The 12,478-nt window shown below is 45.6% G+C and carries 14 protein-coding genes and 1 riboswitch; of the genes, 8 read left to right on the forward strand and 6 right to left on the reverse strand.

The window, feature by feature from the left end:
- Positions 1–375: 375 nt before the first annotated feature.
- Entirely contained in the window at positions 376–837 is a 462-nt protein-coding gene (locus tag VE23_RS12575) for a hypothetical protein (RefSeq protein WP_021877427.1), read from the reverse strand.
- A 444-nt stretch (positions 838–1,281) separates the two neighbouring features.
- Complete coding sequence (locus tag VE23_RS12580; RefSeq protein ID WP_049868143.1) at positions 1,282–1,986, reverse strand: response regulator; 705 nt, start codon at positions 1,984–1,986, stop codon at positions 1,282–1,284.
- An 85-nt stretch (positions 1,987–2,071) separates the two neighbouring features.
- Positions 2,072–2,157, reverse strand: a riboswitch (cyclic di-GMP riboswitch).
- Between the two features lie 684 nt (positions 2,158–2,841).
- Between VE23_RS12580 and VE23_RS12585 the strand changes: the two genes are divergently transcribed.
- Complete coding sequence (locus VE23_RS12585; protein WP_084781428.1) at positions 2,842–3,525, forward strand: histidine phosphatase family protein; 684 nt, start codon at positions 2,842–2,844, stop codon at positions 3,523–3,525.
- A gap of 6 nt (positions 3,526–3,531) precedes the next feature.
- On the opposite strand, the gene VE23_RS12590 is transcribed toward VE23_RS12585, so the two are convergent.
- Positions 3,532–4,179: a hemerythrin domain-containing protein gene (locus tag VE23_RS12590; RefSeq protein ID WP_049868144.1), complete on the reverse strand. Its 648-nt coding sequence runs from the start codon at positions 4,177–4,179 to the stop codon at positions 3,532–3,534.
- Between the two features lie 187 nt (positions 4,180–4,366).
- Here VE23_RS12590 and VE23_RS12595 point away from each other — a divergent pair, with 187 nt between their 5' ends.
- From VE23_RS12595 to VE23_RS25860, 7 genes are all read left to right on the forward strand, one after another.
- Positions 4,367–4,675 (forward strand): PadR family transcriptional regulator, encoded by a 309-nt coding sequence (locus tag VE23_RS12595; protein ID WP_049868145.1) that lies wholly within the window; start codon positions 4,367–4,369, stop codon positions 4,673–4,675.
- Positions 4,676–4,702: 27 nt separating this feature from the next.
- A complete protein-coding gene (locus VE23_RS12600; RefSeq protein ID WP_049868146.1) occupies positions 4,703–5,347 on the forward strand; it encodes an ABC transporter ATP-binding protein in 645 nt (214 codons plus the stop codon).
- On the forward strand, positions 5,344–6,123 hold the full coding sequence (locus VE23_RS12605) for an ABC transporter permease (RefSeq protein ID WP_049868147.1): 780 nt from the start codon (positions 5,344–5,346) through the stop codon (positions 6,121–6,123). The genes VE23_RS12600 and VE23_RS12605 overlap by 4 nt, the downstream gene beginning before the upstream one ends.
- Positions 6,124–6,227: 104 nt before the next feature.
- Entirely contained in the window at positions 6,228–6,620 is a 393-nt protein-coding gene (locus tag VE23_RS12610) for a protein-tyrosine phosphatase family protein (protein ID WP_084781712.1), read from the forward strand.
- Positions 6,621–6,626: 6 nt separating this feature from the next.
- Positions 6,627–7,838 carry a chromate transporter gene (locus tag VE23_RS12615; RefSeq protein ID WP_049868149.1) on the forward strand — a complete coding sequence of 404 codons (1,212 nt, stop codon included), beginning with the start codon at positions 6,627–6,629 and terminating at the stop codon, positions 7,836–7,838.
- Between the two features lie 565 nt (positions 7,839–8,403).
- Positions 8,404–8,592, forward strand: coding sequence for a YgaP family membrane protein (locus VE23_RS25855; RefSeq protein ID WP_084781429.1), 189 nt, complete (start codon positions 8,404–8,406; stop codon positions 8,590–8,592).
- Positions 8,593–8,942: 350 nt separating this feature from the next.
- Entirely contained in the window at positions 8,943–9,491 is a 549-nt protein-coding gene (locus VE23_RS25860; protein ID WP_084781430.1) for a cupin domain-containing protein, read from the forward strand.
- Positions 9,492–9,561: 70 nt separating this feature from the next.
- On the opposite strand, the gene VE23_RS12620 is transcribed toward VE23_RS25860, so the two are convergent.
- The 3 genes from VE23_RS12620 to VE23_RS12630 all read right to left on the reverse strand — a co-directional run bounded on the left by VE23_RS12620 (position 9,562) and on the right by VE23_RS12630 (position 12,168).
- Positions 9,562–10,362 carry an arsenite methyltransferase gene (locus VE23_RS12620; protein ID WP_049868150.1) on the reverse strand — a complete coding sequence of 267 codons (801 nt, stop codon included), beginning with the start codon at positions 10,360–10,362 and terminating at the stop codon, positions 9,562–9,564.
- A gap of 248 nt (positions 10,363–10,610) precedes the next feature.
- Entirely contained in the window at positions 10,611–11,666 is a 1,056-nt protein-coding gene (locus VE23_RS12625) for a flavin-containing monooxygenase (protein WP_049868151.1), read from the reverse strand.
- A gap of 52 nt (positions 11,667–11,718) precedes the next feature.
- The gene (locus VE23_RS12630; RefSeq protein WP_049868153.1) at positions 11,719–12,168 is read right to left on the reverse strand and encodes a MarR family winged helix-turn-helix transcriptional regulator; all 450 of its coding nucleotides are present in this window, start codon (positions 12,166–12,168) and stop codon (positions 11,719–11,721) included.
- Between the last annotated feature and the right edge of the window lie 310 nt (positions 12,169–12,478).

The following is a 12,478-nucleotide window of genomic DNA, read 5'->3' on the forward strand; positions in this document are numbered from 1 at the left end:
ATCGAACAAGTTATGCCCGTTTCGTCAATCCCCGCTTCACAAACATAAAGGACAGCCGATGATCTTGTAGGCTGCCCTTAAGCTTGCTATACTATCATCGTATCAGGAAAACCGTGCATATTGGGTGCATAATTCGTGCAAAACAAGAGCAAATCTAGTGCAGCGTTCGGTGCATGTTCGGTGCAAGAAAGATTCACGGCATCCCAAGTGAGGAGTTAATCGTACTCGGAAAGATTGAACTGATTGCTAAAAATGGGGGCAGACCGTAGACCCTAGAGCCTGTTTGAAAAGATGGGGGATTTAGGTGATATTCTTCAATTCACGAACCATAAAAATAGAAGATGCATATGTGCATCTTCTGAAGTAATGATATGATCAGTCTTCTCCAAAGGAATCCAGTTCCAACAGGACCGCCCGATCTTTGATTTTTCGATATACTTTATGCAGAATTCGCTTCCGATGATAAAAGAACGCGCGGCGGGAAAGTGCAATGCGATCTATAATGACCGAAAGCGCCAGTTTATCCAAATATCGTAGACGAACGAACAAAATTTCCTCTGTGGTGAGAGCCGAGAAAGCGTAATCGATCAATCCGATTCTCGATAATAGCAACGGGATTTCATGTTCAGTGATCTCTATCCGATGAATGACCGTACGCAACAATGGTTCTTGTTTTCTTCCATTGCCATGATTCACCCACTCATGCAAAGCCCTCGTTAATCCCGGAATATGCTTAAGCTCTGCCTGCGCATATTCCAACCTTGCTTTCCAATCACTATAGGACATAAGCCATGCTTCCACTTTTTCATAGGGGATGGACTGTTGAGTAAGATTCATCAGACACCCTCCCCAATTCCAAGAAATACTACAACTCTCCTTCCGCAAAACTGCTGAATGAAGTGCAAATCAATCCATGTTAATAAACATAATTCACGCTCCGTTTCTAATTGATCCATGACGATCATCCCTTCATTGTTATATTGGGGACAGCCGCATAATTACGTAAGTTAAAGGCACCATCCTCTTCATTTTACGAGAGCCTGTCCCATTTTGATTTACTTCAGACTCCGATTCACGACAACAATCTCCAGCATTCATCTTTTTTTCTCTCCACCTCCTTTGGTACGGGATAATATTCCTATTTTTCCTCAGATTCCCCTTCATTTTACCTATTATTAGTTCGAATGGGGAGGGTGATCTTTTTGTCACCCTCTGCCATGATATTTCTGTCGAAAATCCTCGAATTTTCCCAAAGCTTGTTTCAATTTCAGTCCCATTAAATCACGTAGCATAGTGCTGATCATACAGACCTCTTCGTTTCGCCTTCTCAGCAGCTTCTCGAATGGATCGGGTGTCGAATTTACGAGTGATATGCCGAACGTGCGATTTTAGGGTGTTCGAAGTAATGCCAAGTAATTCTCTGATAATTGCCTGTCGATAGCCCAAGCCTATGAGCTGCAAAATTTCTTTTTCCGTAGGTGTGAGCATGCAATGCAATTCTTTTCGCTTTATAAGCTCGATCTCACTACGGATTATCGTCGCGACATCCGCATGGAGAGAGGACTGACGTCGGTGAGCTTCTCTGATCGCAACCGGTATGTCCATATAGTTGGACTTTGTAATATAATTGACCGCTCCGGCAACAACTGCATCGACCATGACTTCCGGATCATGTATCGAAGAAAGGACAATAATCGGTAACTCTTTATTTCTGAGAATCTCCGCTACGGCGTCCAGCCCGTCTCGTTTGGGCGAATTCAAAATCATTTCCAAGATCATTACGTCTACGTCTAATTGTACACTCGCTCGAATCGCTTCCTCTTTTGTCGAAACGATGTTAGATAAATAAATATCTGGCTCGGATTCAAGCAACATAGCGAGTCGCTGTTGCCAAGCTAGGTCACCATCCGCCAGTAATACTTTGATACTCCCGTTCCTACGGATCATATCTTTTATCTCTACAGAAAAGCTTGTTTGTTTGTTCATAATCGATCACCTCTTTTTATTTTCAAATGACAAAAAGACACGCCCCCTCACTGGCGTGCCTACTTGTCATCTTGGTGTGGTTTGAGAGGGTAACCCGGCGATCATTGCACTAGTGCAGAAGACCCGTGGCTTTGCGTCCCTGTCTTTCGATCAGGTTTGCCTTTTTTCCTAGTCTATTCGACATATTTGTATTGATTTATTTTACCATATTTCAATAGATGCCAAAAAGTTTGCTTGGTGTCACACCTTAGTAACGTATGTTTGAACATACCGCAACCCTCTTCTTCTCTGGGGGTCTCGCCAACATTTTAACCAAAATATACGCAAAGCCTTCGGACGTGACCGGCTTAGCGTTTTTCCTTACCGCCACTGTATGAAACCAAACATATTGATGAGCAGCTAGCGTTAGCATTGTTTCCATTAAACGGGATGCGAAATAAAACAGTGTATAGCAACAAATACACGCAAAGGCGAAGGCGCGATCAATCCTGCTTAAAAAGCAGTATGTTCGTTCATTTTCCAAAAAATGAAATCGGAACTTCAGTGTCGCTATCGCTGTATCCAAGCCTCCGTGCATATCTTTTTTTGAAAAAGGAAAGCTATTGGACGAATATATAAATAATGCCTCCTGGTTTTGAAAAGGAAGGCGACTTATGGAAGGTGTTATGGTTTGGCGGAAAAACCTTGCCGCTGTGGGATTCGTTCGCGCCACTCTGTTGTACTGGATGTTGATTCAAATATTGCGAATATCACCTTTCTTGAAACGGTGATTGCTCAACAAGGCCATGTGTAATTGCGTAAATCCTGAGATAAATTGGTATGTGAATACTCATCAAGAAAGGAAACTGAATCAATATGTTCAATAAGTTATTTTCTGCTCTTGTCATCAGTGCCATTGTCCTTTTGCTCGAAATAAACATAGTCGAAGCAAGAGAAAGCTTAAATGGAAGGGACTCTACGTTATTCGAAGAAATCCAGAAGGGCGGTTATATTCTGTTTCTAAGACACGGTGAGGCAACAATCGGCCAGGACCAACCGGGACTGACTTTTCATGATTGTGCAACCCAAAGGAACTTAAGCCAAACTGGAAGAGATCAAGCTAGAATGATAGGAACCATTTTCAAAGAAAAAATGATACCCATTCAATATCCGGTGATATCGAGTCCGTATTGCCGAGCACAGCAAACAGCCGAAATCGCATTTGGAACACAAAACGTTTCGGTGAATCCCTTCCTGGCTTCCATTGTACAGTTATCGGCAGAAGGAGTTCCTGAGGAAGAGAAGCAACGAATTTTAGTCAATTTGTCGGAAATGTTAGAAATTCCGCCGGCTCGAGGCTCCAATACAGTTATTGTCGGCCATGCATTTCCTAGAGGTCTAGCTCTCGGTGAAATCCCAAGTATGGGTACCATCGTTATTAAACCAAAAGGAATAGGTAAAGGATATGAAATTGTAAGTAAGCTCACTCTTCAAGAGTTTATCGAATGGTCACATCCGTCTCTGTTTAGTTCAAAGCCTTATAAAAGTTGGGACTCGTAATATCTCCTACTTGATGAAAAGAGGTGTAAACTGAGCAAGCTCATAAATGCCCAGTGATTTCTCCAACTGTGCCACCTGATTGACGATTCGCTTAAAGCCATTCTTTCCGAACATTTTTTCTTCAATCTCCTCAAATTGCTCACCGAGACGCTTGAATTCATCGCCGCCGACCATTTCGCGAAAGGCTGGAAACAATACAGTATCTTCTCGCGCCTCGTGTGGTTCATACATATGAATGTATTGATTCAACGTATGGGCAAACTGAGCACGTTCACGCCAGTGATAACTGGTTGGAGAGATGGCGGACTGCCTGATCATGTCGGTCAAGCGCCGTGCAGCTTCATGCTGTTCTTGAAGAACTCGAACCAAATCGACATATTGCGTTTCGTGTATAAATTTAGGAAATACATAGTTTTCTTCCAGTCGTTGGTGATAATTTTCGATAAAATTACGAGCAATAGAAGCAGTATGCAGAATGACGGGGTTAATCAGATATGGATCATACCCTTTTTCGCCTTTCAAACGTTTTTCTACATCTTCGTATATCAGCAGGATGCGCTTCAGCACTCCATGTTCCCGCATGAGGTCTTCTGTTGGCGGCATTTCCTTTTCTGCTTCGTCTTGCTGCCGGTTCTCTTCCGTATTAGTTTCCATGATTTCGATTCCTCCGTTTCCTTTGACGAATGTACACACACATTTTATTCGAGTTATAAATGAATGTGCGAATATCACGAATAAACTTCCCGATTGGATATTCTGTTTGAACTGTCTTGCAAATTAAGGTATGATAAAATCGGTTTCCGATATCGGAATAGATAATCAATGGTGGTGTACTTCGAACATGGAGGAACAAATTTACAGAAAGCTATTTCTCGGTTTTATTCAAATACATATCCTGCATCACGCTGCAGAGGAACCGATTTTCGGTTCGTGGATGCTGGACGAGTTGAAAGAACACGGATATAAAATGAGCGCAGGAACACTCTATCCGCTACTGCGAACTATGGAACTCAGCGGCCTGTTGGCACGAGAGGAACGAAATGTCGGCGGAAAAATTCGCAAGTATTACCGGACAACCGAAAAAGGAACACAAGTGCTTGCTGAAGCGCGTAGCAAAGCTTATGAATTGTTCAATGAGATCAAAGAATGACCAGCCGAACGAAAGGAGTGAGTGACGGTGTTCCGGTTAAAAGGGGTGAAAGCCAAAGGGATTTTGTCTATTCCGGAGTTAACGATACCTGCGGAAACGATTACCTGCATTGTAGGTGAGAGCGGCAGCGGAAAGACGACTTTGCTTCGATTGTTAAATCAACTGGATAGCCCGGATGAAGGCGAGATTTGGTTTGATGAGCATTCTTTCAACGTAACGGATCCCATTGAGTGGAGGCGTAACGCAGTAATGGTGCCGCAAGCTCCAATTATGTTCAAGGGAACGGTAGAAGATAATTTACAAATCGGATTATCCTTTGCTGACAAACCTACCGCAACTGATGAACAGATGAAGCAGGCACTTCATCTCGTCTGTCTGGAGAAAAATTTGGCTCAGGATGCGGAGAATCTGTCCGGCGGAGAAAAGCAGCGTTTGGCTCTTGCAAGGGCTATCTTGATGAATCCGATAGCCCTGCTTCTGGACGAACCGACATCGGCGCTGGATGAGGACACCGCAAATAAGGTGATGCAGAGACTGACCGCATTCAGTCGTGAAAAGAACAAAACGCTAGTTATGATTACACACTCCCGTCACATTGCAGATACATACGCTGATTTGGTCATTGAAATGAAAAGGGGAATGCCACATGTGAACGGGAGGAATGTGCAGTGAACGCAACAATTGATTTATTATTTTGGCAACTGGCCGCAGCATACTTATTCGTGCTTCTTCTGATAGTGATCGTTCGAATCAAGGGCATCCCGCGTGAAAAGGACATATTGATCGCGACAATTCGGATGACGCTTCAACTGATTCTTGTGGGGTACTTGCTTTCATACGTATTTGGTCACGCCCATCCGGTTTATACGTTGCTGCTTGTGGCTGTGATGCTTGCGTTCGCTATCCGGACGATTATTAAACGGGCAAAAGGGAATATGCCCGCCGCCATGAAGCGAATCATTGTTCTTTCGATGACATCCGGTATCCTGGTCAGTCTTATCTATTTTATAGGCATAGTCCTGCAGTTGGTACCTTGGTACGAACCAAGGTACGTGATCCCGATAGCCGGGATGATTGTCGGCAATTCGATGACAGGAATTGCCTTAGGCGTAAATTCCCTAATTGAAGGGATGCACACTCAGAAGGATAAAGTGGAGGCGACGCTTATGCTCGGAGCAACACCGAAAGTGGCAGCGCGGACGATTGTCAATCAAGCGTTCGATTCGGCTATGCTGCCTACCATTAATTCGATGGTCGGTATGGGGATCGTGTTTTTGCCAGGCATGATGACGGGACAAATTTTGTCCGGGACATCCCCGATCGTAGCTGTGGAATACCAAATTGCCATCATGCTGGGTATTGTCGGAAGTGTCTCGTTATCCGCGATCCTCTTCGTGCAACTCGGGTATCGGACGTTCTTTAACCACCGCAGCCAGCTTGATTTATAAATATTATGACGAGAGGAGAAAAGAAACCATGGCAAAAGTAAAAAAACTACCATGTTCTGCATGAGGATCGAATTTTTATTGGTGGAGCAGCCGATGTGGAATTTATGGTGAACGACGAAAAATGCGACGTCATCATTGATCTGCGCGCTGAAGCGACGGAGTGCCCTTATCCGGAGGCTAATGCACGCTGGATCAAAGTACCGCTGCAGGACAACTCTCAAGAGCCGGGCCAGGAACAGGTCATCCAACAAGCCATTGAGGAAGTTGTAAACGCGTATCAAAACGGTCATAAAGTTGGCTTGCATTGCGCTGCGGGGAAAGGACGTACAGGCACAATAGCTACCGGTGTGCTCCTTAAGCTCGGTTTATTCAACACTGTATACGAAGCCGAGCAGGGAGCTAAGAACATCCGTGAAATCATTCAATTGAATCCGGCCCAAAAGGAAGCGTTAAATCATTTGTTTTCATCTCCGAAACCATCTGCCAAGGAGGAATAACAACACGTGGAGAACAATAATGTTGTAAGCCAGCATGAGCCTAAAAGCAAATTGCGGGCGCTTTTGGAAGTATTAGCTGTATCAACTAAACTTGGTCTTACTTCATTCGGAGGACCGATCGCTCATCTCGGTTATTTTCACGAAGAATACATACGTCGCCGCAAATGGATGGACGAACGAAGCTATGCGGATCTGGTCGCGCTGTGCCAGTTTTTGCCTGGCCCAGCCAGCAGTCAGGTCGGTATTGGAATCGGCGTCATCCGCGCCGGATTGCTCGGCGGACTGACGGCTTGGCTTGGTTTTACGCTTCCATCGGTCATCGCTTTGGTCCTGTTCGCCTTCCTGCTGCAGGGATTTGATATTAGCAGCGCGGGTTGGATTCACGGTCTTAAAATCGTCGCAGTAGCCATTGTTGCTCAGGCCGTACTTGGTATGGGACAAAAACTGACTCCTGACCGAAATAGGGCAACAATCGCCATTATTGCTGCGTCCACGACCCTCTTGTGGCAGACTGCTTTTAGCCAGGTCCTGCTTATTGTTATTGCGGGCATTGTTGGCATGATGTTGTATAGAAAAACGACTATTCCTGAAACAGCGAACCTATCCGTGCCCATTAGCCGAAGCTTTGCGGTCCTCTGTTTGTCCGTCTTCTTTGGGCTCCTGATTCTGCTGCCGCTCCTCAGACAATTTGTTGTAGCGGATTGGCTATCATTATTGGATAGCTTTTATCGGTCTGGGTCGCTTGTTTTTGGCGGAGGGCACGTCGTTCTTCCGTTGCTCGAACGGGAAGTCGTACCGACAGGGTGGATCAGCAAAGCCGACTTTTTAGCGGGATATGGCGCGGCGCAAGCTGTACCGGGGCCGTTATTCACCTTCGCCGGGTACTTGGGAGCGATGATAAACGGAGTTACAGGCGCTATTATCGCCACTATGGCTATTTTTCTGCCTGCTTTTCTTTTGATCGTAGGAGCGCTGCCCTTCTGGAATTCCTTGCGGAAAAGTTCTAAAGTTCAAGGAGCATTAATCGGGATCAACGCAGCAGTTGTCGGCATCTTGTTGGCGGCGCTGTATAATCCGCTATGGACTACGGGGATTCTGGCTCCTATCGATTTTGCATTGGCTTCGATTCTGTTTCTGATGCTCGTTTTTTGGAAAGTACCGCCATGGATCGTTGTTGTTGCCGGTGCTGCAGGCGGTACGATAATTAGCTTACTCTAGCACTAATTTGCCAACATAAATCGCGCTAATGGAATAAGCGGAATCTATTTGCCCGTTATAAAGTGAAACCGGCCTATAATCATGTTCCGTTTTTTTTCAATCAATTAAGAAAAATTTTCCATGTATTTAAGCATCTACTTTGCGGGTGGTGTCAGCTTCGCTGGTACTACTCCTATTTAATGCCGTAACATGTTCGGCTCAACACAAGCTGTAATAGCTCGGCCCATCATTACCAGGTATTGTTCGACATTTGCGCCGGGAATCTAATCCTTGATGAACGTCCGGGATTCGTCTTTTGGTTCGATCTTAATACGGGAAAAACCGCTTTGCGCAAGCTGGCCTCCAATTTGCCGATAAAGGACGCCCTGAAATGCACCCTGAATAGATATGGTCGATATCCTGCTTGATTCAGCCGTTGCCACGACATCCGGTATGGCCAGTCGGCCGCCGTCACGTAGCACAGAACACCTCGTCAAAAACCTGCTGCTTCGATGAGTCATTTCCACTCATTCCCTAAAAATTGTTTCGATATTTTGGACATTATTTGAGTAGGAGGTGTTTTGTGATGAATTGTAATGTCGGAAAAAAGGAACAAATTATTAGAATTTCCATTGGAACAGGTATTATTCTTTTGGGTCTGGCCTACAGAAATTGGTGGGGACTCTTAGGATTGGCTCCAATCCTAACTGGGGCCACCCGATATTGTCCTGCTAACACCGTGTTAGGAATTAACAATTGCAAAAAGGCACGGTGAAAAATAAGCATAAGATACCAAATGTATATTGGGAAGTTGGCGATATTTGTTTGCCTGCTTAAACAACAGGAAGTTGAACTTCGTTGGTCCGGGTCGTACTGCCCGGACTATTCGGTTTTAGCGTAATAAAAAACGACAACCGCTCATGTTGAACCTTAGCGTATATTTTAGTTAAAATGTTGGCGGTCCCCCTTTCTCTTCAAAATGAGCTATCGGCAGCAACAGACGCGGTGTCCTATTAGCTGTCCCTTATCGTTGTTTAGGACACAGCCTTGCCCAAGTTTAATCCTTTACGTAGGCAACTGCATAGGATAAAGAGCAGCGAACAATTATGAAGAGGGGGAATGCATATGTACCGTAATTCTTATTTTCACTATCAGTGGAATCCTATGCATAGCTACTGGAATACCAATCGGAGTTATAACTGGAATCCTCACTATTACAATTGGCAAAATAACAACAGGAATTCTGATTATGGAAGCATTAAATTACAGGATTATGGAGCAAGACCTTTTGTAGTGAACATCGCCCAAGCAAGTAAGCAAAACAATAATTACCGAACCGCTTTATGGACAGGGAAACATATTCAAGTCACTTTGATGAGTATTAATGTTGGGGATGACATTGGTTTAGAAGTCCATCCGACAACTGACCAATTCATACGGATTGAACAAGGTCAAGGACTTGTTCAAATGGGTGATAGTAGAGATAACTTAGATTTTCAAGCAATGGCAAATGAAGACTATGCAATTATGATACCTGCTGGAAAATGGCATAATGTAACCAATACGGGTAATACACCACTTAAAGTTTACGTTATCTATGCACCTCCTCAGCATCCATACGGTACAGTTCACGAAACAAAGGCAATGGCAATGACTGCTGAAAGAAACTACTGAAATTAATCGAATGAAAAATGTGTTACATGTTCAACTCAACTCGAGCTCCAACAGTTCGGCCCGTCTTGGCTCAAGGCTTGATGGCACGTATTGCGGCGGACACCAGGTATTGTTCGACATTTGCGCCAGGAATCCAATCCTTGATGAACGTCCGGGATTCGTCTTTAGGTTCGATCTCAATTTGGGTAAAACCGCTTTGCGCAAGCATGGCTTCCAGTTCGCCGATGGAAGAAGCTCCTGAAATGCACCCTGAATAGATACGGTCGATATCCTGCTTGATTTCATCCGGAAAATCGGCTGTTGCCACGACATCCGATATGGCCAGTCTCCCGCCGTTACGCAGCACACGGAACGCCTCGTCAAAAACCTGCTGCTTCGACGGGGACAGATTAATGACACAGTTTGAAATAATTACGTCAACCGAATGGTCCTGAACCGGCAGATGCTCGATCTCTCCCAGCCGAAATTCCGTATTGGTAAATCCGCTTTTACTGGCATTTTCGCGGGCGCGGCTGACCATTTCCGGTGTCATATCTACACCAATGACGCGGCCGGAAGCGCCCACCTGACGGGAGGCAAGAAAGCAATCAAACCCGCCGCCGCTGCCCAGGTCCAGCACGACTTCTCCCGGCTGCAAAGCGGCAATGGCTTGCGGATTGCCACAGCCGAGGCCCAGGTTCGCCCCATCCGGAATGGCTGTCAGTTCTTCTGACGAGTAGCCCATTTTAGCGGAAACGTCCGCGGGCGACTCGCAGCAAGCATTAGCTGGCGCTGGCGTACAACAGGACCCTGCCCCTACGTCCTGTAAGGCGATTTCTTTATACCGATTCCGAACGTTTTGACGAATTTGATCATTACTCACTTGATTCATGAAAGATCACTCCTTAGTTTTTTTATACAATCAACAGCAGCTCGCAGCGCAGCAAGCCGTTGGTGTTGCACGAATGATTGGCACCCTACTAAAGAATCGGACCGATTGCTTTTGCATAGCGTCTGACCATTTCCACGCTTCTCTAGCAGATCGTTCGATTTCCCTTTGGCGTTGTTTCATAAGCATTTCCGCAGCAAACCAATTGAGGCTCAAGTCGGTCCCATCCTTTTATCAAAAAATGTAAGCATTCAGTGTTTAAGATGATGCAAAAGCTTTTTAACAACAAACTGCGCGTCCGGCCCCACCCCCCTTAAGGTAGCAGAAGCAAAGGAACGCTGCCCTTCCAACCCCACATAATAAAGCCCCGGAACATCGCTTATGCCTGCTTGATGTAACGGCCTTCCTTCCGCATCCAGCGCGCCAATCGCTTGAAGGTAGGGAAGTTGCGGCCGGTAGCCTGTCGCAAAGAACACCGTATCCACCGGCTCTTTTGTACCGTTCGGCCAAATGACGCCATCCTCATAAAAGGATGTGAACATCGGTTGTTGATCCGGTTTTCCTGCTGCTACTTTTTCTTTGTACCCGCCCGAATCGTTCACCGCACTTGAACTCGGCGCGGTTTTCCCGAACCGCCAAAATGGAAAGGTGTCAAACCCAATCAGTTTGATCCAAAAATGCACATCCTGACCTAACAGCCTCGATTTCATGAATTGGACCGGCCGGAGTACCGCTAAAGACGTCTTGCTCGCATCGGCCAGTTCAACACCGATCTGCACGGCAGAATTGCCACGCCCGACCACCACTACGCGTTGATTGCGAAATGGCTCCGGATTCCGGTATTCGGAGGAATGAAGTGTGCAGCCTTGAAACGCCTCCTTCCCCGGCACAACTGGCGTATAGGGATTGTGAAAGGAGCCGGTCGCATTAATGATGGTGCGCGCCCGATACGTATCCCCTGCCATCGTACGGACCGTAAACCCTTCTCCATCCCTTTCGACCGATACTACGCGTTGATTGGTTCGGACCGGTAATTGAAACTTTGCCCGGTAATCCTGTAAATAACGAATGACTTCATCACGCTTGGGATAGCCATCCGGATCGCCAGGGAACTTCATGCCCGGCATCGACGAGAAACGTGCTGGAGAGAACAGTTTGAGACTATCGTAATAACGTGGCCACGAGCCCCCCGCCTCGTCACTCGCGTCCAAAATCAGAAATTGAAGTCCTTTCTTCTGAAGATGATAGCCGGATGCAAGACCCGCCTGCCCCCCTCCAATGACAATCGTATCCAATTTCTCATTCATACCCATTACCCTCCAATTTATTTGCAATTTACAAGTATATGAGAAAAGAAAATCACCCGATGGGGGTGGAACAGCATAGGCTGGATTTCGACATTGTTTCGTTCAAAAGCTTAATGGAGCGAATGACCGTTTCTTTTTCAAAATCGTTCATGTGAGAGAAAATCTCTGCTAAATAAGCGTTACATTGCTGGTCAATCGTTGTGGCTACATATTTGCCTTCTGTCGTGAGAGAAAGCACAAATACCCTTCGGTCGTTGGGATCGGGCGATTTTTTCACTAAGTTCATTTTGATTAACGATTGGATTTGTCGGCTAAAGGTCGTTATATCGGTTCCTAACGCCTCGGCTACCTGCTGAATGGACGGTTGATGCTGACGATCGATCTCGTAAAGAATATGGCTTTGCACTAAGGAAATATCGCAGCCACCGGCGGAGCAGCAATTTTTATTGAGAAACCCAAAACGGCGTGTCATGATCTGAAATAGTTCGCGAACATTTTCCACTGTTATTCACCTCATGTTCTAGTTATACAATGTTTATTTGCAAATTGCAAATGTTTTTAATCACAAAAAGAAAACCACTCGGCTGAGTGGTCTCCTGCTTGCTTATTTACCGGGATATAACTTATGCAATGATTCTCTCTGTGATGGCTTAATATCAATGATGTTTCGAATGCTCTTTGCCTTGGCCTCGTCAAGCGTATTACTTAATCCTAGGGCAAGCAAGGTAACTTCGATTGCAGAAATAAAATAGTGTATAACACCGCAGAGCGCAGCAATACGTGCAAAGGCGAAGGCGCTACCAGCTAATCGG

Origin of the sequence: Paenibacillus sp. D9 (genome assembly GCF_001188365.1) — a bacterium.
GTDB classification, from domain to species: Bacteria; Bacillota; Bacilli; order Paenibacillales; family Paenibacillaceae; genus Paenibacillus_O; species Paenibacillus_O humicus.

Coding starts and splice junctions, on each gene's coding strand:
- VE23_RS12590 (WP_049868144.1), bottom strand. CDS start 4,179: ATGGAAACTAATACGGAAGAGAACCGGCAGCAAGACGAAGCAGAAAAG.
- VE23_RS12625 (WP_049868151.1), bottom strand. CDS start 11,666: ATGAATGAGAAATTGGATACGATTGTCATTGGAGGGGGGCAGGCGGGT.
- VE23_RS12620 (WP_049868150.1), bottom strand. CDS start 10,362: ATGAATCAAGTGAGTAATGATCAAATTCGTCAAAACGTTCGGAATCGG.
- VE23_RS12595 (WP_049868145.1), top strand. CDS start 4,367: ATGGAGGAACAAATTTACAGAAAGCTATTTCTCGGTTTTATTCAAATA.
- VE23_RS25855 (WP_084781429.1), top strand. CDS start 8,404: ATGAATTGTAATGTCGGAAAAAAGGAACAAATTATTAGAATTTCCATT.
- VE23_RS12610 (WP_084781712.1), top strand. CDS start 6,228: ATGGTGAACGACGAAAAATGCGACGTCATCATTGATCTGCGCGCTGAA.
- VE23_RS12580 (WP_049868143.1), bottom strand. CDS start 1,986: ATGAACAAACAAACAAGCTTTTCTGTAGAGATAAAAGATATGATCCGT.
- VE23_RS12575 (WP_021877427.1), bottom strand. CDS start 837: ATGAATCTTACTCAACAGTCCATCCCCTATGAAAAAGTGGAAGCATGG.
- VE23_RS25860 (WP_084781430.1), top strand. CDS start 8,943: ATGTACCGTAATTCTTATTTTCACTATCAGTGGAATCCTATGCATAGC.
- VE23_RS12585 (WP_084781428.1), top strand. CDS start 2,842: ATGTTCAATAAGTTATTTTCTGCTCTTGTCATCAGTGCCATTGTCCTT.